This window comes from Plantibacter sp. MPB07 (genome assembly GCF_046619465.1).
Lineage (GTDB): Bacteria > Actinomycetota > Actinomycetes > Actinomycetales > Microbacteriaceae > Plantibacter > Plantibacter auratus.
In genome coordinates, this window is the sequence record NZ_CP177043.1 from 3,897,218 (window position 1) to 3,919,416 (window position 22,199).

At 70.3% G+C, this 22,199-nt stretch carries 21 protein-coding genes and 1 pseudogene; 15 read left to right on the forward strand and 7 right to left on the reverse strand.

The window, feature by feature from the left end; all coding sequences use genetic code 11:
- Window positions 1-256 precede the first annotated feature (256 nt).
- From ACLIME_RS18245 to ACLIME_RS18260, 4 genes are read left to right on the forward strand one after another with little or no spacing between them, the layout of a single operon-like run.
- Window positions 257-1,366, forward strand: coding sequence for an ABC transporter substrate-binding protein (locus ACLIME_RS18245; protein WP_079705012.1), 1,110 nt, complete (start codon window positions 257-259; stop codon window positions 1,364-1,366).
- On the forward strand, window positions 1,366-2,334 hold the full coding sequence (locus ACLIME_RS18250; protein ID WP_411557838.1) for an ABC transporter permease: 969 nt from the start codon (window positions 1,366-1,368) through the stop codon (window positions 2,332-2,334). Before ACLIME_RS18245 ends, ACLIME_RS18250 begins: the two co-directional genes overlap by 1 nt.
- On the forward strand, window positions 2,331-3,143 hold the full coding sequence (locus ACLIME_RS18255) for an ABC transporter permease (protein WP_085512186.1): 813 nt from the start codon (window positions 2,331-2,333) through the stop codon (window positions 3,141-3,143). Before ACLIME_RS18250 ends, ACLIME_RS18255 begins: the two co-directional genes overlap by 4 nt.
- The gene (locus tag ACLIME_RS18260; RefSeq protein ID WP_411557839.1) at window positions 3,140-4,237 is read left to right on the forward strand and encodes an ABC transporter ATP-binding protein; all 1,098 of its coding nucleotides are present in this window, start codon (window positions 3,140-3,142) and stop codon (window positions 4,235-4,237) included. Before ACLIME_RS18255 ends, ACLIME_RS18260 begins: the two co-directional genes overlap by 4 nt.
- A 123-nt stretch (window positions 4,238-4,360) precedes the next feature.
- Here the strand turns inward: ACLIME_RS18260 and ACLIME_RS18265 are convergent, their stop codons facing one another.
- On the reverse strand, window positions 4,361-5,515 hold the full coding sequence (locus ACLIME_RS18265) for an AI-2E family transporter (RefSeq protein ID WP_124768621.1): 1,155 nt from the start codon (window positions 5,513-5,515) through the stop codon (window positions 4,361-4,363).
- A gap of 127 nt (window positions 5,516-5,642) precedes the next feature.
- Here ACLIME_RS18265 and ACLIME_RS18270 point away from each other — a divergent pair, with 127 nt between their 5' ends.
- From ACLIME_RS18270 to ACLIME_RS18280, 3 genes and pseudogenes are all read left to right on the forward strand, one after another.
- The gene (locus ACLIME_RS18270) at window positions 5,643-5,957 is read left to right on the forward strand and encodes a hypothetical protein (protein WP_411557840.1); all 315 of its coding nucleotides are present in this window, start codon (window positions 5,643-5,645) and stop codon (window positions 5,955-5,957) included.
- Window positions 5,958-6,059: 102 nt separating this feature from the next.
- Window positions 6,060-6,737: pseudogene (locus tag ACLIME_RS18275) on the forward strand (ABC transporter ATP-binding protein); the annotation flags it as partial.
- A gap of 287 nt (window positions 6,738-7,024) precedes the next feature.
- A complete protein-coding gene (locus ACLIME_RS18280; protein ID WP_411557841.1) occupies window positions 7,025-8,419 on the forward strand; it encodes an FtsX-like permease family protein in 1,395 nt (464 codons plus the stop codon).
- Between the two features lie 85 nt (window positions 8,420-8,504).
- Here the strand turns inward: ACLIME_RS18280 and aztD are convergent, their stop codons facing one another.
- From aztD to aztB, 4 genes are read right to left on the reverse strand one after another with little or no spacing between them, the layout of a single operon-like run.
- On the reverse strand, window positions 8,505-9,752 hold the full coding sequence (aztD, locus tag ACLIME_RS18285; protein WP_411557842.1) for a zinc metallochaperone AztD: 1,248 nt from the start codon (window positions 9,750-9,752) through the stop codon (window positions 8,505-8,507).
- A 28-nt stretch (window positions 9,753-9,780) separates the two neighbouring features.
- A complete protein-coding gene (gene aztC, locus ACLIME_RS18290; protein WP_411557843.1) occupies window positions 9,781-10,713 on the reverse strand; it encodes a zinc ABC transporter substrate-binding protein AztC in 933 nt (310 codons plus the stop codon).
- A 2-nt stretch (window positions 10,714-10,715) separates the two neighbouring features.
- A complete protein-coding gene (locus ACLIME_RS18295) occupies window positions 10,716-12,041 on the reverse strand; it encodes a hypothetical protein (RefSeq protein ID WP_411557844.1) in 1,326 nt (441 codons plus the stop codon).
- Window positions 11,933-12,931, reverse strand: a complete 999-nt coding sequence (gene aztB, locus ACLIME_RS18300; protein ID WP_411557845.1) for a zinc ABC transporter permease AztB — start codon at window positions 12,929-12,931, stop codon at window positions 11,933-11,935. Before aztB ends, ACLIME_RS18295 begins: the two co-directional genes overlap by 109 nt.
- A 50-nt stretch (window positions 12,932-12,981) precedes the next feature.
- On the opposite strand from aztB, the gene aztA reads away from it, so the two are divergent.
- The 3 genes from aztA (at window position 12,982) to ACLIME_RS18315 (ending at window position 15,281) form a co-directional block, all read left to right on the forward strand.
- Window positions 12,982-13,674, forward strand: a complete 693-nt coding sequence (gene aztA, locus ACLIME_RS18305; RefSeq protein WP_411557846.1) for a zinc ABC transporter ATP-binding protein AztA — start codon at window positions 12,982-12,984, stop codon at window positions 13,672-13,674.
- Window positions 13,675-13,736: 62 nt separating this feature from the next.
- Window positions 13,737-14,081, forward strand: a complete 345-nt coding sequence (locus tag ACLIME_RS18310) for a chorismate mutase (protein WP_064296108.1) — start codon at window positions 13,737-13,739, stop codon at window positions 14,079-14,081.
- A 258-nt stretch (window positions 14,082-14,339) separates the two neighbouring features.
- A complete protein-coding gene (locus tag ACLIME_RS18315) occupies window positions 14,340-15,281 on the forward strand; it encodes an SDR family NAD(P)-dependent oxidoreductase (protein ID WP_411557847.1) in 942 nt (313 codons plus the stop codon).
- A gap of 38 nt (window positions 15,282-15,319) precedes the next feature.
- Here ACLIME_RS18315 and ACLIME_RS18320 read toward each other — a convergent pair whose 3' ends face one another.
- Window positions 15,320-16,012 carry a FadR/GntR family transcriptional regulator gene (locus tag ACLIME_RS18320; RefSeq protein ID WP_071262252.1) on the reverse strand — a complete coding sequence of 231 codons (693 nt, stop codon included), beginning with the start codon at window positions 16,010-16,012 and terminating at the stop codon, window positions 15,320-15,322.
- Window positions 16,013-16,249: 237 nt separating this feature from the next.
- Here ACLIME_RS18320 and ACLIME_RS18325 point away from each other — a divergent pair, with 237 nt between their 5' ends.
- The 5 genes from ACLIME_RS18325 to ACLIME_RS18345 all read left to right on the forward strand — a co-directional run bounded on the left by ACLIME_RS18325 (window position 16,250) and on the right by ACLIME_RS18345 (window position 21,852).
- Window positions 16,250-17,482, forward strand: coding sequence for an aminotransferase class V-fold PLP-dependent enzyme (locus ACLIME_RS18325; protein ID WP_411557848.1), 1,233 nt, complete (start codon window positions 16,250-16,252; stop codon window positions 17,480-17,482).
- A gap of 112 nt (window positions 17,483-17,594) precedes the next feature.
- Entirely contained in the window at window positions 17,595-18,893 is a 1,299-nt protein-coding gene (locus ACLIME_RS18330) for an ABC transporter substrate-binding protein (RefSeq protein WP_064294151.1), read from the forward strand.
- Window positions 18,894-18,899: 6 nt separating this feature from the next.
- The gene (locus ACLIME_RS18335) at window positions 18,900-19,880 is read left to right on the forward strand and encodes a carbohydrate ABC transporter permease (protein ID WP_079705023.1); all 981 of its coding nucleotides are present in this window, start codon (window positions 18,900-18,902) and stop codon (window positions 19,878-19,880) included.
- Window positions 19,877-20,713 carry a carbohydrate ABC transporter permease gene (locus tag ACLIME_RS18340; RefSeq protein ID WP_085511878.1) on the forward strand — a complete coding sequence of 279 codons (837 nt, stop codon included), beginning with the start codon at window positions 19,877-19,879 and terminating at the stop codon, window positions 20,711-20,713. Before ACLIME_RS18335 ends, ACLIME_RS18340 begins: the two co-directional genes overlap by 4 nt.
- 146 nt (window positions 20,714-20,859) lie before the next feature.
- Window positions 20,860-21,852 carry an NADP-dependent oxidoreductase gene (locus tag ACLIME_RS18345; RefSeq protein ID WP_411557849.1) on the forward strand — a complete coding sequence of 331 codons (993 nt, stop codon included), beginning with the start codon at window positions 20,860-20,862 and terminating at the stop codon, window positions 21,850-21,852.
- A gap of 193 nt (window positions 21,853-22,045) precedes the next feature.
- Here ACLIME_RS18345 and ACLIME_RS18350 read toward each other — a convergent pair whose 3' ends face one another.
- Window positions 22,046-22,186 (reverse strand): hypothetical protein, encoded by a 141-nt coding sequence (locus tag ACLIME_RS18350; protein WP_162852291.1) that lies wholly within the window; start codon window positions 22,184-22,186, stop codon window positions 22,046-22,048.
- Between the last annotated feature and the right edge of the window lie 13 nt (window positions 22,187-22,199).

Here is a 22,199-nt window from a genome sequence, read left to right on the forward strand (position 1 = left end):
AGCCCCCCCCGCCCGGTCCCTGAGCCCCGCGCCCGGTGCCTGAGCTTGTCGAAGGGCGGTCCGCCCGGCGTTACCCCTGCCCCTCGACAAGCTCGGAGACCGGCGACGGCCACTGTTCACCTGCGCGACACCGGCAGGCCCCGATCGCGCTACGTCGCGACCCTAGCTTGTCCTCCAGACGACGGACGCGGTATCCGACGGCCCGACAGCACGGGCGGCCGCCGACGTCACTGGAGGAACCGTGAACACCAGGCGTATGACCGCCCTCGCCATCGTCGCACTCGCAGCGACCGCGCTCACCGCATGCTCCGCCGGAGCGGACACCGGAGCCGGCTCCGACGTCGACGCCAAGCAGGCGACCTCCGCCGAGGACTTCGGCGGGATGGACGCACTCGTCGAGGCCGCGAAGGCCGAGGGCCAGCTGAACGTCATCGCCCTCCCCGACACCTGGGCGAACTACGGGAAGATCATCTCCGCGTTCGAGGACAAGTACGACATCACCGTCAACTCGGCCGACCCCGACGTCTCGAGCGCCGAGGAGATCACGGCAGCGAAGAACCAGCAGGGTCAGGACACCGCTCCCGACGTCTTCGACCTCGGCTCCGCCGTCGCCCTCGACAACCTCGACCAGTTCGCGCCGTACCAGGTCGCCAACTGGGACGACATCCCGGAGGGCTCGAAGGAGAAGACCGGCCTGTGGGTCTACGACTACACCGGCCTCGTCTCCATCGGCTACGACGCGGACGCCGTCCCGGCGCCGAAGTCGCTCGACGACCTCCTCGGCTCCGAGTTCGCGGGCAAGGTCGCGCTGAACGGCGACCCGACCCAGGCCGGCGCAGCCGCAGCCGGCGTCTACCTCGCCGCGCTGCAGTCCGGTGGTTCGGCCGACGACATCCAGCCCGGCGTCGACTTCTTCCAGAAGCTCAACCAGGCGGGCAACTTCCTGCCCCTCGACCCGACCCCCGCGACCATCGCCTCGGGTGAGACCCCCGTCGTGATCGACTGGAGCTACAACAACCTCGCCGCGGCGACCGAGAACGAGGGCCAGCGCAACTGGAAGACCACCGTCCTCCCGGGTTCGGCCGTCGGCAGCTACTACAACCAGGCCATCAACGTGGACGCCCCGCACCCCGCGGCCGCGCGACTCTGGCAGGAGTTCATCTTCAGCCCCGAGGCGCAGAACCTGTACCTCGCCGCCGGCGCGTACCCGTCGACCCTCGCCGCGATGGTCGAGGCCGACACCGTCGACCAGAAGGCCCTCGACGCCGTGGGCGAGATGCCCGCCGACCTCGTGCAGTTCACCCCCGAGCAGACCGAGCAGGCCACCTCGCTGCTCGCCGAGAAGTGGGCGGCAGCGATCTCCTGATGAGTGCCTCCGCCACCCGGCGGAGTGAGGCGGGGTCGGCACACGCCGGCCCCGCCGTCTCGCTCCCGCCGACCGACGCATCGGACGCCTCGGCCGCCCCCGCCGAGGCGCGCCCCCGCCGCCGTCCGCGCTGGGCGCTCCTCGGCCTGACGCCGTTCGCCCTGTACACCCTGCTCTTCCTCGCGGTCCCGACGTTCCTCGCCCTCGCCACCGGCTTCTTCGACGGCGACGGCGCGTTCACGCTCGACAACCTCACGGCGCTCGCCGAGCCGGCGGTCCTCGGGGCGTTCGCCAGCTCCTTCTGGGTCTCCGCCGTCACCGCGGTCGCCGGAGCCGTTATCGGAGCCCTCGTCTGCTACGCGCTCCTCGCGGTCCGACCCGACGGGCTCATCCGCACCTTCGTCGATGCGGCCTCGAGTGTCCTCGCCCAGTTCGGCGGCGTCATGCTCGCCTTCGCCTTCATCGCGACCATCGGCATCCAGGGGCTCGTGACCGTGTTCCTCAAGGACCGCCTCGGGGTCGACCTCTTCGCCGACGGCGTCTGGCTCTACCAGGTCCCGGGCCTCCTCCTGCCGTACCTGTACTTCCAGGTGCCGCTCATGGTCATCACCTTCATGCCCGCGATGGAGGGCTTGAAGCGCACCTGGTCCGAGGCGAACGCGACCCTCGGCGGCACGCGCTTCACCTATTGGACCCGCATCGCGATGCCGATCCTCGCCCCCTCCTTCCTCGGGTCGCTCCTGCTGCTGTTCGCGAACGCGTTCTCGAGCTATGCGACCGCCGCCGCGCTCATCAGCCAGGGGGCGCAGATCGTGCCCCTCCAGATCCGCGGTGCGCTCATCAGCGAGACCGTCCTCGGCCGCGAGAACCTCGCCGGTTCGCTCGCGATCGGCATGATCGTCGTGATGGTCGTCATGATGACGGCCTACTCCGCCCTGCAGGCGCGGACGGAACGGTGGCAGCGATGAGCGCCGTCCGCGACTCGGCCACGCCGTCGAAGCTCACGAGCCGGATCATCCTCGTCGTCGTCGCGGTGGTGTTCGCCGTCCCGATCCTGTCGATGGTCGAGTTCACCCTGCGCGCCGGGATCGACGGCGGCCACGACCTCGGGCACTGGGCCGCGATCCTCGACCCGGAGAACTCACGGAAGTACCGGGTGCTCTTCCAGGGCATCGGCAACTCCGTCGTGCTCGCCGCGGTGACGGTCCTGATCGTCGTGGTGCTCCTGCTGCCGACGATGATCCTCGTCAAGCTCCGCTTCCCGAAGCTGCAGCGCGTCCTCGAGTTCGTCTGCATCATCCCGATCACCGTCCCGGCCATCGTGCTCGTCGTCGGACTCGCACCGGTCTACTCCGTCGTGGCCAGGCTCCTCGGCAGTGCGCCGTGGACGCTCGCGTTCGCCTACGGGATCACGGTGCTGCCGTACGCCTACCGGGCGATCGCCGCGAACCTGCAGTCGGTCGACGTCGGCACCCTCGCCGAGGCCGCGCGCACGCTCGGCGCCGGCTGGGGGACCGTCCTCGTCCGCGTCCTGCTGCCCAACCTGCGTCGTGGCGTGCTGACGGCGTCGGTCATCTCGGTCGCCGTCGTCCTCGGTGAGTACACGATCGCCTCGCTCCTCGGACGCAACACGCTGCAGACCTCGCTCGTGCAGGTGTCGAAGAGCGACCCCTTCGTCGCGGTGGCCTTCGCTCTGCTGGCGCTCGCCTTCGCATTCGTCCTGCTGTTCATCATCGGCCGCGTCGGATCGATCCGACGCATCAGGGAGACACCATGACCACCATCGACCAGTCGGCACCCGCAGCGACGCCCGGAGACGGACGCCCGGCCGGCGCAGCGGTGCGGTTCGATCGCGTCGTGAAGGACTACGGCTCGGGTGCCCGCGCCCTCGACGGCGTGAGCCTCGACCTCGCGCCCGGCGAGTTCGTCGCGCTGCTGGGGCCGTCGGGGTGCGGGAAGACGACCGCGCTCCGCAGCCTGGCGGGACTCGAGGACATCACCTCGGGAAGCGTGCTCATCGACGGCGTCGACGTCGTGTCCGTGCCCACCAACCGGCGCGACCTCGGCATGGTGTTCCAGTCGTACTCGCTCTTCCCACACCTCACGGTGCTCGAGAACGTCGAGTTCGGCCTGCGCATGCGGAAGGTGCCCGCGGCCGAGCGACGGACGCGTGCCGCCGAGAGCCTCGACCTCGTCGGCCTCGGCCACCTCGCCGCCCGCTACGCCCACCAGCTCTCGGGCGGGCAGCAGCAGCGCGTCGCCCTCGCCCGGGCGTTGGTCACGCGGCCTCGGGTCCTCCTCCTCGACGAGCCGCTCAGCGCCCTCGACGCCAAGGTGCGCGTCCAGCTGCGCGACGAGATCCGTCGGATCCAGTCGGAGCTGCAGATCACGACCCTCTTCGTCACGCACGACCAGGAGGAGGCGCTCGCCGTCGCCGACCGGGTCGCCGTCATGCGCGCCGGTGTCATCGAGCAGATCGGGACGCCGGAGGAGCTCTACTTGCGGCCGTCGTCGCCGTTCGTCGCGGAGTTCATCGGCCTGAGCAACCGGATCGCTGGTGTGCTCGTGCCCGGTGGCGTCGAGGTGCTCGGGCAGGTGCTGCCGGTGATCGGCGAGCAGCGGGGGGACGGGGCCGTCGTCGCGCTCGTCCGGCCTGAGGACGTCGTGTTCACCGACGCGACGGCGCCCGCGGTCGGGTCCGCTGCGGTCGTGCTCACGTCCAGCTTCCTCGGCCCGGTGCGTCGCACGACCGTCGAGCTGCCGGACGGCACGCTGGTCGCGGTGCAGCACGGTGCGACGGAACGACTGGAGGCAGGGGAGTCCGTCCGCATCCGCTTCGCCGGTCGTCCCGTCCCGGTGCAGGCGGCCTGAGCACCGGTTCCCGAGGCCACCACCGGTCCCCTGAGCCCACCACCGCTCCCTGAGCCCACCACCGGTCCCTGAGCCCACCACCGGTCCCTGAGCCCACCACCGGTCCCTGAGCTTGTCGAAGGGCTACGCCTTCGCGTTCTGCCGCGGCACGACGACCTGCTTGATGATCAGCAGGATCGACGCCGTCACCGGGATGGAGACGAGGGCGCCGAGCAGCCCGATGAGCGAACCGCCGACCATCGCGCCGATGACGACGAGGGCGCCGGGTACCGCGACCGCCTTGTTCATGACCCGCGGGGTCAGCACGTACGACTCGATCTGCATGTAGACCAGGTAGTAGACGATGACGATGAGTGCCGTCGTCGGTGAGTCGAACAGCCCGACGGTCGCGACGACGACGGTCGCGATGATCGAGCCGACGAGCGGGATGAGCGTCACGAAGAAGATGACGACGGCGAGGATCCCGGCGTACGGCACCCCGACGATGAGCATCATGATGAGCCCGAGGACGGCGTTGATCCCGGCCAGCACCACCATGCCGCTCACGTATCCGCCGATCGAGGCGGTGATCTGGTCGGTGATCGACACGACGCGCGGCCGGGAGCGACGGGGCACCAATGAGTAGAAGGCGTTCTTCATCGCCTGCATGGACGCGAGGAAGTAGAGCGCGAGGACGAGGGCGATGAAGCCGCCGAAGAAGCCGTTCGCGATGCCGACGCCGAGGTTGAGGGCGCCGCCGGCCAGGACGACCCACGTCTTCGGGTCGGCGGCCACCCCGTAGAGCCAGTCGAGCGCGCCCTGGAGGTCGACGCCCGGACCGAGGTAGTCGCTCAGGGACCGGAACCACTCCTGGTCCTGGATGCCGGTCAGGAAGGTCGGGGCGTTGCTCACGAGCTCGACGGCCTGCCGGGTGACGACGGGGATGACGAGGGCCAGGAGGAGCGCGAGCAGGACGGCGAAGACGGCGAAGACGATCGCGATCGCGAACGGGCGCTTGATGCCGCGTGCCTCGAGCCGCACGACGACCGGGTCGAGGCCGAGCGCGATGAAGAGGCCGACCGCGATGGAGACGAGGATGGTCGACAGCGAGCCGAGGGTGAGGACGAGCAGGATGGCCGCGAGGGCACCGAGCGCTCCGACGAAGCCGATCGCGAAGGGGCGCTGGAGGGTCGTCCTGACGGTGGTCGTCACCTCGGCCGGGCGATGGGCGCGGAACCGGACCCGCTGCTGACGTGCCGCCGGGCGCAGCGGCTGGTGGCGATGGGGTGCACTCGTCATGCCGCAAGCGTATTGCCCACCGCCCGTTTGCCCGACAGCTGTCGTGGTACCGGAGGATGAGACCGGGCCCCGGAGGATCACCCGGCTGCGGGATGTGCCGGGTGCTCGGGTTCAGGACGATGGGAACATGTCATCGATCACCCGCTCGCACGCCGTCCACACCCGGGTCACCGCACCGCTGCGGGTGGTCCCACTGACGGAGCCGATGCCGAGTCGGCGCGACGAGGCCGCGGAGCAGGGAGTGGTCGCCGAGCGCGTCAGTGCTACGGCGCACGTCGCCGCGGGCGCTGCCGGGGTCGACCTCACCGCCTCGGTCGAGCCGGCGCAGGCGCCCGCGGCCCCAGCCGACGGGACCGACGCCGGAACAGGCCTCCGGTTCCTCGGCGCGGGCTGGGCAGCCGACGCGGCGGTCTTCGCCCAGTACCGCCGCCGCGGCAACTGACCGCGAGGTCCACGCCGGGTCCACCTCGCGGATGACCCGCATGGCTGAGCTTGCATCGCCCGGCCGACGCGAAGGGCGACACCCGCCGCCGACGATGGGAGCATGAACACTTCGATCCTCTCCGCTCGCGGACTCACGAAACAGTACGGGCCGACCGTCGCCCTCGCCGGCGTCGACCTCGACATCCTCCCCGGTGAGTCGGTCGCCATCATGGGTGCCTCCGGCTCCGGCAAGACCACGCTCATGCATGCGCTCGCCGGGATCGTCACCCCCGACACCGGCTCGATCGCCTTCAACACTCCGACGGGCGTCGTCCGCGTCGATCAGCTCGACGAACGGCACCGCTCGCAGCTGCGGCGCGAGTCCTTCGGCTTCGTCTTCCAGCAGGGCCTGCTCATCCCCGAGCTGACCGCCGTCGAGAACGTCGCCATCGCGCTGATGCTCGGCGGGACACCGCGCATCGCCGCTGAGACGAGCGCGGCGGCGTGGCTCGCCGCCCTCGGACTGGCCGGCATGGAGACCCGTCGGATCGGCGAACTGAGCGGTGGTCAGGCGCAGCGCGTCGCGATCGCCCGCGCCCAGGTGACCGGTGCCCCGATCGTCTTCGCCGACGAGCCGACCGGCGCGCTCGACTCCCTGACCTCGGCCGACGTCATGGGAGCCCTGCTCCACGCGACGACCGGGCAGGGACGCACGCTCGTCCTCGTGACGCACGACGAGACGGTCGCCGCGCGGTGCTCGCGGACCATCCGCCTGGCCGACGGTCGGATCGTCGGGCAGCCGGGCGGGGTCGGCGCGCCGACCCCGCCGCAGCAGTTCGCGACCGGGCAGGCACCCGTGCCGCCGCAGGTGCAGCAGCCGACCCCGCCGCAGCAGTTCGCGACCGGGCAGGCACCCGTGCCGCCGCAGGTGCAGCAGCCGTACCCGCCGCAGCAGCTCCAGTACCAGCAGCAGCCCGCCGGGCAGCCGTTCCCGCAGCAGCCGTACCCCCAGCCCGCCGCGCAGCCGCACCCGCCGCAGGCCTACCCGGGTCAGGCGACCGGCGTCGTCCCGAACGGAGCCCGACCGTGACCGCCGCAGTCGGGGTCGCACCGACCCGGATCCCGGTCCCCGCAGGCAGCGGTCGCAGTCCCGTCGTCCGTCTCACCTGGATGCTCGCCCGCCCGGGCGCGCAGAGCCCTGCGACGATCGTGCTCCCGGCGGTCGCGTTCGCCGTGACCACGGCACTCGTGCTCACCGTGCTCGGTGGCGCGATGATGTTCTGGCGGTGGACCGGTGAGACGGCCTTCATCTACCAGGTGCTCAGCGTGCTGGCGCTGGCCCTGCTGCTCGTCCCGCTCGGCTCGCTCGGTGGGGCGGCCGCGCGGCTCTCCGCCCGGCGCCGCGACGACCGACTCGCCACCCTCCGACTCCTCGGCGCGACACCCGGCACGGTCACGGCGATGACCGTCCTCGAGTCGGCCGGGGTCGCCCTCCTCGGTGCGTTCGCCGGGATCCTGCTGTACCTCGGCATGCTGCCGCTCGTCGGGCTCATCCCGTTCGGCGGTTCCCCGATCGGGGTCGAGGGCGTCTGGGTCGGTGTCCCGATCATCGCCGCGGTGGTCCTCGGTGTCGTGCTGCTCGCAGCAGCGAGTGCCGCCATCGGTCTCCGCGCGGTGAACGTGAGCCCGCTCGGCGTCCGCACGAAGCAGCAGGCGCCGACCGTGCACTGGCTGCGCATCGTCGTCGGGGTCGTCGTCGTGATCGTCGCCTACGGCATGCTCTCCGTCGTGACGGGGTTGCAGGAGGTCGCCGTCATGATCGCCGTCCTGGGGGTGGGGTTCGCCGCCGGCGTCGGGGTGCTCGGGTTGATCGGCCCCTGGGTCGTCGGGGTGATCGGCCGTGGGTCGGCCAAGCGTGCCAAGACACCGGAGCGGCTCCTCGCTGCCCGCACGATCCTGGAGTCGCCGAAGGCGGCGTGGCGTCAGGTCAGTGGCGTCGCGATGACGAGCTTCGTCGCCGTCGTCGCCGGGACCGGGGTGGCGCTCATGGACGCCGCCGGCGGTTCCGACCTCGACCGCGAGAGCGCCATCCTCATCGACGACATCCGCACCGGCGTGATCATCACGCTCGTCGCGTCGTTCCTCATGGTCGCGTGCTCCGTCGGGGTGAACCAGGCGTCGGCGGTCCTCGACCGGCGAGACCTGTACGTCAGCCTCGACCGCCTGGGGGTGCCGCGGGACGTCATGGAACGGGCTCGTGGTCGCGCGGTCATGCTGCCCCTGCGGGTGGTCGCGCTGGGCTCGGCCGGACTGGGCGTCCTGCTCGTCCTGCCGATGGCCGGCATCAGCGTCATCCTCGCCCCGCTGTCGGTCCTCGTCATCGTCGGGTGCTTCGCCGGTGGCATCGGGCTCGTGTGGGCGGCCCTTCGCGCGACCCGTCCAGTCGTCTCCGGGGTGCTCCGAGCGCCCGAGCGCGTCTGACCGCCCGGCCCGCACGACGAGAGCGCCCGTTCCGTCCCCTGCATGACGCGGGGAGGACGGAACGGGCGCTCTCGGGGAGGTCGGGTCAGCCCGTGACGACCGCGATCTCGTTCGGGACGCCGGGCAGTTCACCCGTCGTGATGTCGCCCGACGCGAGATCCACAGCGTGGATCGACTTCGTCGCCGGGTCGGTCACGTAGGCGACACCGTCCTGGACGACGAGCGCCGGGTGGGCGTCCTGCCACTCGGCCGGCGGCTCCCAGGCGTCGATGACCTCGATGGTGTCGGTGACGGCACCCGTCTGCTCGTCGAGGATGTGCAGCGAACCGTCGTTGCCGAGCACGATGACCTCGTCGCTCGGCCCTCGGGCGACGTCGCGCCAGGTGTAGCCGACGCCCTCCGGCAGGTCGACGATCTTCGTCGTCTTCGCGACCGTGTCGGTGAACGCGAGCTGGCGGAGGTCGTAGCCCTCGGCGTCGGGGTCGCTGTTGTAGTCACCGACCGCGATGGAGGACGTCTCGCTGACGTACTGGTTGCCCGTGCGCCCGTAGGCGTCCGGCGCCTGGATCTTCGTGAAGACGCCACTGTCGTAGACGAGCACGCCGTCGCTGCAGCCGAACACGACGACCTCGTCCTTGACGGTGCCTTCACCGTGCACCGACGGGCACTGCTCGTTGCGGGCGATCTCGGTGCGCGAGTCGTCGAGCACCCGGACACCGGTCCGGGCGTCCGGGGTGCCGATCGTGGACAGCACGGTGCCGTCCTCGAGCTCGATGGCGACACCGTGGTGCGCGGCCTCCGACGGGATGGTCTCGGTCTCGGGCAGCTCGTCGGTGGCTTCGAGGAGGTCAGCGCTGTCGAAGATCGTCGTGTCGCCGGAGCCGTCGGCGAACAGGATGGTCTTGTCGGCGTGACGGACGACGTGGCCTGCGGTGTCGGCGGGGAAGACGAGGTCGGTCAGGACCGGGTCGGCCTGCTTCGAGGTGCCGTCCTCGTCCGTCCACGTCCCGGTGTCGAGGACCTGGAAGCCCTTCGTCGTGGTGACGAGCACGTGCCGCCCGTCGCCGGCGGCGTTCACCCGGTTGAACCCGTCGAGGGGGAGGTCGCCGACCACCTCGAGGGATGCGGCGTCGAGGACGAGGAGGCCGCCGTCGTAGGTCAGGGTGATCCGACTCCGCGGGTCGGCGGAGGTCGACGCACTCGGGTCGGGCGCGGAGCCGCTCGCGGTCGAGCATCCGGTGAGGAGGAGGGCCGCGGCGGTGCCGACGGCGAGGAACGGGACCCGGCCGCGCTTCAGGCGCGATGCCAGGGGACTGCGGTGGTGCTGCTGCATGGTTTCCTATCGGTTCGTGGACGCCCGCTCAGGGCGAGAGTCCGGTGGCGATGCGCTCGGTGTTCGCGCGCATCATGGTGAGGTAAGTGGGAGCGTCGCCCGACTCGCCGGTCAACGACTCGGTGAACAACGGGACGACGGCGACGTCGACGTCCGCCTCGTCGGCGAGCACCTGCACGAGCCGGTCCGGTTGCGAGGAGTCGGCGAAGATCGTCCGGACGCCGGCCTCCGCGATCGCGGTCGACAGTTCGTCGAGGTCCGAGGCGCTGGGGGCCGCGAGCGTGGTGCCGCTCGGGATCACGGCGCCGATGACCTGGAAGTCGTAGCGGGCGGCGAGATACCCGAACACGTGATGGTTGGTGACGAGCTTCCGCTGCTCAGCCGGGATGGCGGCGAACGCCTCGGCCATCTCGGCGTCGAGCGCCTCGAGCTCGGCCGTGTACGTGGCGGCGTTCGCCTGCAGCTCGGCCGCGTCGAGCGCGGGTATCTCCTCGAGCAACGCCTCGGTGACCCCGTCCACGACCGACGTCATCTGCGTCGGGTCGGTCCAGAAGTGCGGATCGGTCGCGCCGGACGCGGTCTCGAGGACGTCGACGAGCGAGCCGGCCTCGACGATCGGCACCCCCTCGTCGGCCGCGGTCTCCAGGTGCTGGGTGAGTCCCTCCTCGAGTCCCAGGCCGTTCGACACGAGCAGCTGCGCACCGGTGATGCGCGCCGCCTGCCGCGCGGAGATCTCGAAGGAGTGCGGATCGGCGTCGGGCGGCATGAGGGTCATGACCTCTGCTTGGTCACCGACGAGTTCACCGACGACGTCGCCGAGGATGTTCGTGGTCACGACGACGAGTGGGCGGTCGTCGGCGCTCGCCGCACAGCTCGTCAGGCCGGTGCCCAGCACGAGGCCGGCCGTGAGGACGGCGGTCGTGCGCAGGAGGACGGTCGTCCGGGGGATGGTCGCTCGCATGGTCAGCGTCCCGTCTCGGCGAGGAACGCCGGTGCCGTGTCGAAGGTGAAGGTGCGGGCGATCCGCGCGGCGTCGCCGTAGTCGATCTCGGAGACGGTGCGCGTGCCCGGGGTGTTCAGGTAGGCGCGGTTCTGGTCGACCTCCAGCTGGACGCCCGTGGCGAGGTCGGCTGCACCGACGAGTGCGGCCGCGGTCCCCGTCACGGCGCCGGTGGCACCGTCGATGACGAGGAGGTCGCCGGTCGTCGTGAGGCCGACGACGTGCTGGTCGCGGTCGTCGACGGCGGTGACCAGCTGCAGGGGTGCGGGGGTCGGCAGCAGCGCCCAGCTGCGCTCGCGGGTGTCGAGCAGCCAGGCGCCGGAGGTGCCGGCGACGGCGGCGACCGTCGGACGGCCGGGACGCGCGTGGAAGGACGTCGCGCGGTCGGCGGCGGCGACAGCCTGCGGATAGGGGATCGCCTCGAACGTGGGGACCGGGTCGGCCCCGCTCGAGCTGCGGTCGACGACGGCGAGGAGCGCGCCCTCCGCGCAGCCGATGACGACGCCGACGTTGGTCGTGATGCTGCCGGCCGGATCGGTGCACCCGGCGAGCACAGTGTCGGCAGCGGTCACGGACGCCGACGAGGGGTCGAGGAGGTCGCCGTCGATGCCATGGAGATGCAGCTTGCCGGTCCCGTCGGTCGCGACGACCGTCTCGCCGATCGGCACGGTGATTCCGGGAGCACCGGGCGTGGTCCGGATCCGACCGGACTGCGTGATGTCGCCTGTGCCGAGTGCGGCGGAGTCGAGGAGGAGTGTCTCGCCCGAATCGGCGAACCGCACGGCGGTGGTCGTCGAACCGGCGGTGATCGTCGCAGGTCCGTCGCCCTCGATCTCGCCGACGACCCGCGCCTCGGCGCGGTAGTAGTGCTGGTGGTCCTCGTGGTCGACCGTCCACACACCGGTGTCGATGATCGTCACGGTGCCGGCGGGCTCGGACTGCGCGGCGACGAACCGGCCGTCGCCCGTGAGCGCCGAGATCGGGCCGAGCTCGGCGAGCGTCGTGCGCTCCTCGCTGAGCAGGTCGGTCAGCTCGACGGTGCCGTCGACGTCGGCGGTCGCGAGGTGCAGTTGCGGCTCGGGGAGCTCGCTCGCGCCCTCGACGTAGCCGTGTCCGCGAGGTTCGTCCGAGGCCGTCGCGGTGGGTGAGGCCGACCCCTGCGGCGCGCAGGCGCTGAGCGTCAGTGCGAGGGCGCCGAGAGCGAGCGCGGTGCGTGTGGCGCGGGGGAGCCGGTCGTCGGTCGGGCGGAGGCCGCCTGGTCGGATGGTCGGTCGGAGGAGTCGGTGCACGGTGCGCTTTCCAGGTGGGTCGGTTCGGTGAGGTGGTCGTCGGGGTGGTCGAGGTGTCGGTCGATGGGCCGCCGGAGCCGTCCGACGAGCGCCCGCGCGCCCCACGACACCGTGGCGAGCAGGATCGAGCAGGCGGCGATGGACGCTCCGGCCGCGGTGTCGCCGTACCAGGAGAGGAGCAGGCCGAGCAGCACGGCGAGGCCGCCGAAGCCCGCGGCGAGCAGCATGATGAGCGGGATGCGGCGTGCCCAGTGGGCCGCGGCGACGGCCGGCCCGAGGAGGAGCGCCACGACGAGCAGGGTGCCGACGGCGCTGTACGAGGCGACGACTGCGAGCGTCACGAGGCCGACGAGCATCGCGTGGGCGAGTCGCGGCCGGAGGCCCATGGTCTGAGCGACCCGGCGATCGAAGGCGAGGGCGACGAACGGGCGGTGGAATGCGACCGCGACGCCCACGGTGACGAGGAGTGCGATGGCGAGGCCCACCAGGTCCGCTGGCCGGATGGCGAGGATGTCGCCGAAGAGGATCGCCGTGAGGTCGGTGGCGAACGATCTGCTCGACGACACGATGATGACCCCGAGGGCCAGCATGCCGACGAAGAGGAGACCGATCGAGGTGTCGTGGGACAGCCTGCCGCGCCGCGAGACGAGACTGACGCCGGCGGTCATGACGACCGCGCTGACGGCCGCGCCGGCGACCGGCGGCAGGCCGAGGAGTGCCGCGGTGGCGACGCCGGGCAGCATGCCGTGGGCCATCGCCTCCCCGAGGAACGCGAGGCCGCGGAGGACGACCCAGGTGCCGACGACACCGCAGACGGCCGCCACCAGCAGACCGCCGATGAGGGCGCGCAGGAGGAAGGCCGCGGTGAACGGCTCGGTGATCCAGGTCATGGTCGAGCACTCTACATGAAAATGATTCTCAGTATTGATAGGGTGATGACATGCGATCCGCGACGAGCACCCCTCGCCCTCCGATGGCGGGACGGCCCGTCGTGTCCGGCATCCGACTCCACGACGTGTCGGCCGAGTACGACGGCGCGCGCGTCCTGCACGGGATCTCAGCCGAGGTCGGGGCGGCGGCCATCACCGTCGTCACCGGGGCGAACGGAGCGGGGAAGTCGACGCTGCTCGCGGTGATCGCGGGCCTCCACCGACCGACCTCGGGCGGCGTCGACGGCCTCGACGGTCGGTCCGCCGCCTACGTCCCGCAACGCAGTGCCGTGCCTGAGCGCTTCCCGGTCACGGTGCGCGACGTCGCGTCGATGGGACGCTGGCCGACGCTGCGTCGCTGGTGGGGTCGACTCGGGGCTCGGGACCGACGCATCGTCGACGAGAGCCTCGCCCGCCTCGACGTCCTGCACCTCGCCGGGCGCACCTTCGGTGAGCTGTCGGGCGGGCAGCGCCAGCGGGTCCTCGTCGCGCAGGCGCTCGCGCGTGAGGCCGACCTGCTGCTGCTCGACGAGCCGACCGTCGGCCTCGACCGTGTTGCCGGGCTGGCGATCCGCGAGGTGCTCCGGGCGGAGGCCGACCGTGGCGCGACGGTGGTGGAGGTGACGCATGATCCGGTCGCGGTCGCGGAGGCCGACGCGCGGGTGCACCTCGAGGCGGGATGTCTCGTCGAGGATCCGCGGTGAACCGGCTGGGGGATCGCCCGGTGACCCGGCTCCGGCCCCCGGCGCGTTGCTAGAGTTTTCGCATGAGCCAGGCCGAGCAGCAACCCGAACCCACGACCGGCGCCGCTGCGGCGGACGCCCAGGCGGCCACCGAGCGATTGGGCCGCCTGCGGAGCAGCATCGACAACATCGATGCGGCACTCGTCCACCTGCTGGCCGAGCGGTTCAAGTGCACGCAGGAGGTCGGTCGCCTGAAGGCCGAGCACGACATGCCTGCGAGCGACCCGGCGCGCGAACAGCGGCAGATCACCCGTCTCCGGGCGCTCGCCGAGGAGTCGCACCTCGATCCGGCCTTCGCCGAGAAGTGGTTCAACTTCGTCGTCGCCGAGGTCATCCACCACCACGAGCGTCTCGCCAACCAGCACTGATCCCGCGTGTTCCGTTCCGCCAGCGCGGTGCGCTGACGCGAGCGCGGGTCTGTGGCGTGAGCGCGGGTCTCCGGAGGGTCGCGCCCACGCGTGTGGCCCGCGGTCACGCCCGTTCGTGTGCGGTCAGGCCCGTTCGTCCACGGTCGGCCCGATTCGCGCGCGGTCACGTCGGCGCACCGCGCTGGCATCTCGGGTGAGCCAGGGCAAGGGGTGGTGCTTCTTCGGGAGGTGTCCAGCGTCCTGCGCCATCATGAGACCATGACCTGGAACGCCGACTCCCTGCCCGATCAGACCGGACGCGTCGTCCTCGTCACCGGAGCGAACGCCGGCCTCGGTTTCTGGACGAGCCTCGGGCTCGCGCGAGCGGGCGCGGAGGTCGTTCTCGCGTCGCGGAGTGCGACCAAGACGCAGGCGGCGATGCGGGCGATCCGGGTGAAGGTGCCCGATGCCCGACTCAGTCACCTCCCCTTCGACACCTCCTCCCTCGATTCGGTTCGAGCGGCGGGTGAGCGGATCGCGGACCTCGACCGACTCGACGCGCTCGTCGCGAACGCCGGCATGGTGCACATGCCGAAGGAACGCCAGGAGACCGCCGATGGCATCGAGTTGGTCTTCGCGACGAACGTCGTCGGTCACGCCGCGCTGCTCGCCGAGGCGCTCCCGATCCTGCAGCGCACGGCGGACGAGCACGACGTCGCGCCGCGGGTCGTCCTCCTCGGCAGCCTCTCCACCCTGCTCGTCCGGTTCCACGGTGACGACCTGCAGCTCCGCGACGGGTACAGCGGCTGGCAGGCGTACGCCCAGTCGAAGATCGCCCTCTCATCGCTCGGCTTCGAGCTCGACCGTCGGCTCGCGGCGTCGCACAGCACCGTCCGGGCACTCGTCGCGCACCCCGGCTACTCGGTCAACGGACTCGACCGTCGCGTCCCCGGCGTCAACGAGCCGACCCGCGGGCGCCGCTTCTCCGACGCCCTGCAGTCCGTCTACGCGCAGAGCAAGCAGCGTGGTGCCGAGCCGACGCTCCGAGCGGTCACCGACGAGTCGGCCGACGGTGGTTGGTTCTACGGTCCCCGGTGGCTCACGAAGGGCGACGCCGTGCGGCAGACCCCTGCTGCGATCACGACCGATCAGGACGTCGCGGCGGCGCTGTGGACCGACCTCGAGCGGCTCATCGGCACGCCCATCCTTCCGACCTCCTGACCACAGTCGTCAGCGCACCGCGCTGGCGCAACCAGACCTCAGTCGGCGGGGGTCGCCGGCGGCTGCAGGACCCGCAACCACTCCTCGGTCTGCGCGACGTGGGCTGACGCCGCCCCGGCCGCCCCGACGGGGTCGCGCGAGATGATCGCCTCGGTCATCGCCCGGTGGCCGCGGTTGCTGACCCGACGCAGCTCGTCGCCGGCGGGGAGGCTGAAGACGTCGTAGGCTCGCGAGCGCGACCGGAAGACCTGCAGCAGGGCCGTCAGCGTGGCGTTCCCGGCCGTCCGCGCGATGAGCTCGTGGAACCGGTGGTCCAGCTCGCTCGACTCGGCGGGGTCGGTCGTCCGTTCCATCGCCTCCACGAGTTCGGCGAGTTCGGCGCGCACCTCGTCGCTGGCGCGAGCAGCCGCCTGCGAGGTGGCATGGGTCTCGAGCACCCGCCGCAGCTCGTACATCTGCAGGAGACCGTCGAGGGGGAGGAGGTCGACCGTGAGCGACAGGCTGCCGATGATCTCCTCGGGCCGGAGCATCGACACGTAGGTGCCCGAGCCGTGCCGCGACTCGATGATCCCGAGGGCGGCCAGCATGCGGACGGCCTCACGCAGGGACCCGCGGGACACGCCGAGTTCGTCGCAGAGCTCGTTCTCGGCCGGGAACCGCTGCCCCGCCACGAGCCGTCCCGACGCGATCATGTGTCGCAGGCCGTGGAACGCGGTGTCGACTGCGGACATGCGGCTCCTCCTCAGGGGTCGTCCCGCCATCGTAGCGGGCCCTCACCGGTGATCCGCGAGCCGCCCTGGGCTGCGAGACGTCCGATGAATCCATGCTCGAACGTCAAGTCATCCGATGAATTGATCCCGAAACGACCTGAGTGATCACTTGTAACACGACAGAAACCCAAGTCATCAAACGTTGCCCCTATGGTTATCGGACAATCCACTGCATAATCGACTCGGAGGAACGTCACTGTGGACACTCGCACCATCGCACGGCCAGCGCCGCTCACGCTCGGCGACGGCCGACCGGCAACGGCCGGGTGGACGCTGGATCCGACCAAGCGTCACATCAACCACGGATCCTTCGGGGCGGTCCCGATCGTCGCGCAGGAGCACCAGCAGGCCCTCCGCCGCGAGATGGAGGCGGCACCCCTCACCTGGTTCCCGGCCCTCCCGGCCAAGGTCGGCGCGGCCCGTGTCGGGATCGCCGACTTCCTCGGGGCCTCGGTCGACCAGCTCGCCATGGTTCCGAACGCGAGCGCCGGGGCGAGCGTCGTCTTCTCCAGCCTCCCCGTGCAGCGCGGCCTCGAGATCATCGTCACCGACCACGGCTACGGCGCCGTCACGATGGGTGCCGAGCGACTCGCGCGTCGCTGGGGCGGCACCGTCCGGACCGCCCGCATCCCGCTCGACGCCGATGCACAGACCGCCCACGACGCCGTCGTCGCCGAGTTCAGCGACCGCACGGCGCTCGTCGTGATGGACCAGATCACCTCGCCGACCGCGAGACTCCTGCCGGTCCAGCAGATCGCCGCCACCGCGCGCGCCGCCGGCATCCCCACGCTCGTCGACGCCGCGCACGTCCCCGGCCTGTACGCCGATCCCATGCGCGACCTCGACTGCGACTTCTGGGTCGGCAACCTGCACAAGTTCGGGTGCGCCCCGCGCGGTGCCGCCGTCCTCGTCGCCCGCAGCCCGCTCGCGCAGGAGCTCTACCCGCTCATCGACTCCTGGGGTTCGCCGTACCCGTTCCCGCAGCGCTTCGACACCCAGGGCACGGTCGACGTCACGAGCTACCTCGCCGCGGCGACCTCGCTCGGGTTCATCGAGGACATGTGGGGCTGGTCGGCCGCAAGGGACTACATGACCGAGCTCGCCGACTACGCCGTCGAGGTGGTCGCCGACGCCGTGACCGCCATCACCGGCGAGGACAGCCACGTCGACGTGGGCATGCCCGTCAACGCCCTCCGGCTCGTCAAGCTCCCGACCGGCCTCGCGACGACCCACGCGACCGCCGACGGCCTCCGCGACCGCGTCTCCGCCGAGCTCGGGGTCGAGGGCGCGTTCACGAGCCTCGACGGGATCGGCTACGTCCGACTCTCCACCCACGTCTACAACACCCCCGAGGACTTCGAACACTTCGCCGAGCACGCCGTCCCGGTGCTCGCGCGATGGGCCGACGAGGAGCGCGCGGCCACGAGCTGAGCGCGGAACCGCCCGACCCGACACCACCACACCAGCACCACCGCACCGCACCGGCACCACAGCACCCACCCCCGCAGCACCCCCATCAGCACCACTCAAAGGAGAAGCGAGCATGAGGAAGTCACGCGCAACGGCAGCCATCGGCCTGTCCGTCGTCACCGGCCTCGCCCTGTCGGCCTGTGCCGGCGGCGCGAGCGACGGCACCGTCACCCTGCAGATGGTCGAGAGCCTGACCAACCCCGCCCGGACCGAGGTCCTGAAGTCGCTCATCGCGGACTTCGAGGCAGACAACCCCAAGATCAAGGTCGAGCTCATCTCGCCGCCGACCGACCAGGCCGACCAGAAGATCACCCAGATGCTGCAGTCCGGCTCGGGCGTCGACGTGCTCGAGGTCCGCGACATCACCGTCGGCCCCTTCTCCACCAACGGCTGGCTCGACGACATGAGCGGCGAGCTCGAGGACTGGAAGGGCTGGGACGACCTCACCGACAACGCGACGAAGTACGCGAAGGGCGAGGACGGCAAGGTCTACTACGTGCCCTACGGCTTCTACGGGCTGAGCCTGTTCTACCGCACCGACCTCATCAAGGAAGCCGGTTTCGACGGGCCCCCGACGAGCTGGGACGACCTCCTCGAGCAGGCCTCGGCGATCCAGGACCCCTCGAAGAACCAGTTCGGCTACGCCTTCCGGGGCGGCACCAACGCGAACAGCAACGTCGTCGCGGCCATCGAGGCCTACGTCGCCGACGACCTCGACACCGAGAACGCGTTCAAGCTGACGAACGGCGACACGATCTTCTCCGCACCGGAGGCGCTCGACGCCGTCAACACCTACTTCGACCTCTTCAAGGAGGCTTCGCCGCCGTCGTCCGTCGCGTGGGGCTACCCCGAGATGGTCGAAGGCTTCTCGAACGGTTCGACCGCGTTCCTCCTGCAGGACCCGGAGGTCATCGCGACCGTCGAGCAGTCCGAGGCGATCACAGCCGAGCAGTGGAGCACCGCTCCGCTGTTGACCGGTCCGACCGGCAAGGCTGCGCAGCCCATGGCGACCGCGGGCTGGGGCACGGCGGCGTCGAGCGAGCACAAAGCCGAGGCCGCGAAGCTCATCGAGTTCCTCTCCGAGGACAAGCAGGCCACCACCTTCGCCCAGGAGAACAGCCTCGTCCCGATCGTCAAGAGCGCGGCGGACAGCGACTTCTACAAGACCGGCCCGTGGGCCAGCTACGTCACCATGAACGAGAACCCGGACACCTACCTGAGCGTCACGCAGCCGCGCGGCTCCTCCTGGTGGACCGAGTGGATCCAGAAGTCCGACTCGGAGATCCAGCAGGTCCTCATCGGCCAGCTGACGCCGGAGAAGCTCCTTGCGGGCTGGGACGAGTACTGGACCGAGAAGTGGAAGAGCGAGTAACCGTCCATGACGACCACCACTGACGAAGCGGGTCGCACGCAGCAGCGTGCGACCCCGACACCCCCGGCCGGTCCCTCGCGGACCGCCGGTGGGCGTCGGCGGCGCACCTTCACGGTGCGCCGCGGCTTCGGCCTCCTCGCCTTCCTCGCGCCCGCGTTCATCTTCGTGGCGATCTTCATCTACTACCCGATGATCGCCGGCTCCCAGATGGCGTTCCGCAACTGGAACCTCGCCAACCTCACCGACACCTCCTGGGTGGGATTCGCCAACTTCCTGGCCGTCTTCGCCGACCCGGCCTTCGGCAAGGTCGTCGCGAACACCGTGCTCTGGGTGGTGGCCTCGATCGTCCCGCAGTTCGTCATCGGCTTCGGCATCGCCCTGTGGCTGCGCCGGAAGTTCCGTTTCCGCGGTCTCTACCAGGCGATGATCTTCTTCCCGTGGGCCATCTCGGGCTTCCTCATCGGCATCCTGTTCCGCTGGATGTTCAACAGCGAGTTCGGCGTGATCAACGACCTGCTCCAGAAGGTCGGGCTGATCGACACCCCGATCCCGTGGCTGGCCGACCCGAACACCGCGATGTTCGCCGTCATCGTCGCGAACGTCTGGTACGGCGTCACCTTCTTCGCGATCATGATCCTCGCCGCCCTGCAGTCGGTGCCGGAGGACCTCTTCGAGGCCGCGGCGCTCGACGGCGCGGGCAAGGCGCGCATGCTCTTCCAGATCACGATCCCGTACATCCGCACGACGCTCGCCCTCACGGTGCTGCTCCGCGTCATCTGGATCTTCAACTTCCCCGACATCATCTACGGCATGACGGGCGGCGGTCCGGCGAACCAGACCCACATCCTGACGACCTGGATGATCGCGACCACCCAGCGCGGCGACTACGGCCGGGCCTCCGCGATCGGCCTCATCGTCGTCGCGATCCTGCTGGTGTTCACCGCGTTCTACCTGCTGTCCATGCGTGAGAAGAAGGTGAAGGCATGATCGACCAGGAGACACGGACCGCGAAGGTCGTCAAGTTCCTCTTCCTCGGGCTGTGGCTCGTCATCACGGTGTTCCCGCTGTACTGGATCGTCGTCACCTCGTTCAAGAAGCCGGGCGCGATCTTCTCCTACCCGCTGACGTACTGGCCGGAGGTGTTCTCGATCGAGAACTACCTCGGCCTGTTCAGCAAGGCGCAGTTCGGCACCTACGTCGTCAACAGCCTCATCGTGGCGACGATCGCAGCCGTCGTGGCGACCTTCATCTCGATGCTGTCGGCATACGTGTTGGCGCGGTTCGAGTTCCGGAGCAAGGGGGCGATCCTGCTGGCGTTCCTCGCCACGCAGATGATCCCGTCGTTCATCGCGCTCGGCCCGCTGTACCTGCTGATGACGCAGCTCAAGCTCGTCGACAACCGGTTCGGGCTCATTCTCATCTACATCGCGGTGTGCATCCCGTTCTGCACCGTCATGCTCCGAGGGTTCTTCGAGAACATCCCCGACGCCCTCGAGGAGGCGGCCATGATCGACGGCTGCTCGCGGTTCGGCGCGCTCTTCCGGGTGCTCGTCCCGGTGCTGAAGCCCGGGATCGTGGCGGCGTTCATCTTCAACTTCGTGAACTGTTGGAACGAGCTGTTCCTCTCGGTGACGCTCATCAACAGCGACGCGAACAAGACGATCCCGACGGCGCTCAACGGCTTCATCACGAGCTACAACATCGACTGGGGCTCCATGTCGGCGGCCGCCGTGCTGACGATCATCCCGACGATGGTGCTGTTCGCGTTCGCGAGCCGGTACATCGTGCAGGGCCTGACCGCTGGAGCGGTGAAGGGCTGACCCGTCTCAGTCGCCCAAAAATGGGCCAGCCGACGCCCGTTCGCCCATTCCTGGGCGAGCGGGCGTCGTCATGCGAGGCCGTCCGGTGAACCTGTAAGCCAGCTGATAGTTCGATCGGCTAGCGACCGGCAGGTGGAAGATGAACCATGTTCGGTTCGAAGCAGACGACGAGGTCACTCCGCTATGCCCGCTACGGCGGGCCCGACGTACTCGAGTTCATCGAGTCCGAGATGCCGCATCCCAGATGGGGCGAGGTCGTGGTCGACGTCCTCGCGAGCGGCATCAACCACATCGAGGCGTTCGTCCGCGAGGGGCACCTCGCCGAGACGGTGCCGATCGAGCTGCCGACGGGGCAGGGGAGCGACTTCGCCGGACTGATCCGCGAGGTCGGGACCGGCGTCGAAGGCTGGAAGCGGGGCGACGAGGTGATCGGTCACGCCGTCCGCGGCGCCCACGCCACGCAGGTCGTCGTCCCGGCGTCGTCCCTCGTCCGCAAGCCGAAACGGGTGAGTTGGGAGGAGGCCGGCGGGCTCTACCTCGCTGGGCTGACGGCGCTCGACACGCTCGACGGGCTGCACCTCAAGCAGGGTGACACCCTCGTCATCTCGGCGGCGGCCGGTGGGGTCGGGAACATCGAGGCGCAGCTGGCGAAGTTCGCGGGCGTGCGGGTCATCGGCACGTGCGGTGAGCGCAATCACGACTTCCTGCGGGAGCAGGGCGTCAAGCCGGTCGTCTATGGCGAGGGCATGGCGGATCGGATCCGCAAGCTCGCGCCCGAAGGTGTGACGGCGTTCATCGACAACTTCGGTCAGGACGGCCAGGAGCTCGCGTTCGAGCTCGGTGTTCCACCGGAGAAGTACCGGTCGAGCGAGGATCGGAAGGCCATCGAGCTCGCCGCACTCGAGCCGGACGAGGAGTTCGCCGCGCACGCCACGAAGCAGCTGCAACGTCTCGCGGAGTATGCCGCCGACCACGCGTTGAAGGTCGTCGTCTCGGCGTTCTACCCGTTCGACCTGATCATCGACGCGTTCGAGGATCTCGAGCGGCTGCACGCGCGGGGCAAGATCATCGTCGGTATGCGCCCTGCGAACCCGGAGCGCATCGTCAAGCAGCGAGACCTGCACGACGCCCGACCCTGACGACGGTCAGCGCGGTGCGCTGACCCGAGACGTCGGGTTCCGGCGCCAGTGCGGTGCGCTGAACCGAGATGCTCGGTTCCGGCGCGGGCGCGGGTCCAGGGCGTGAGCGCGACCCTCCGGAGACCCGCGCTCGCGCGTGTGGGGCGCGCTCGCGTCAGCGCACCGCGCTGGCGACCGGGCAGGGAGGGCGGGGCTAGTTGAAGATGAAGCCGAGGACGGTCGCGCCGCCTCCACCGAGGACGAGCGCGACGACGAGGACCCAGGCGATGAGCCGCTGACGACGCTTGCGCTGCTCGCCCCATTCGGCCAGTTCCCGGTCTTCGCTGCTGCTCATCACCCCAGCCTAC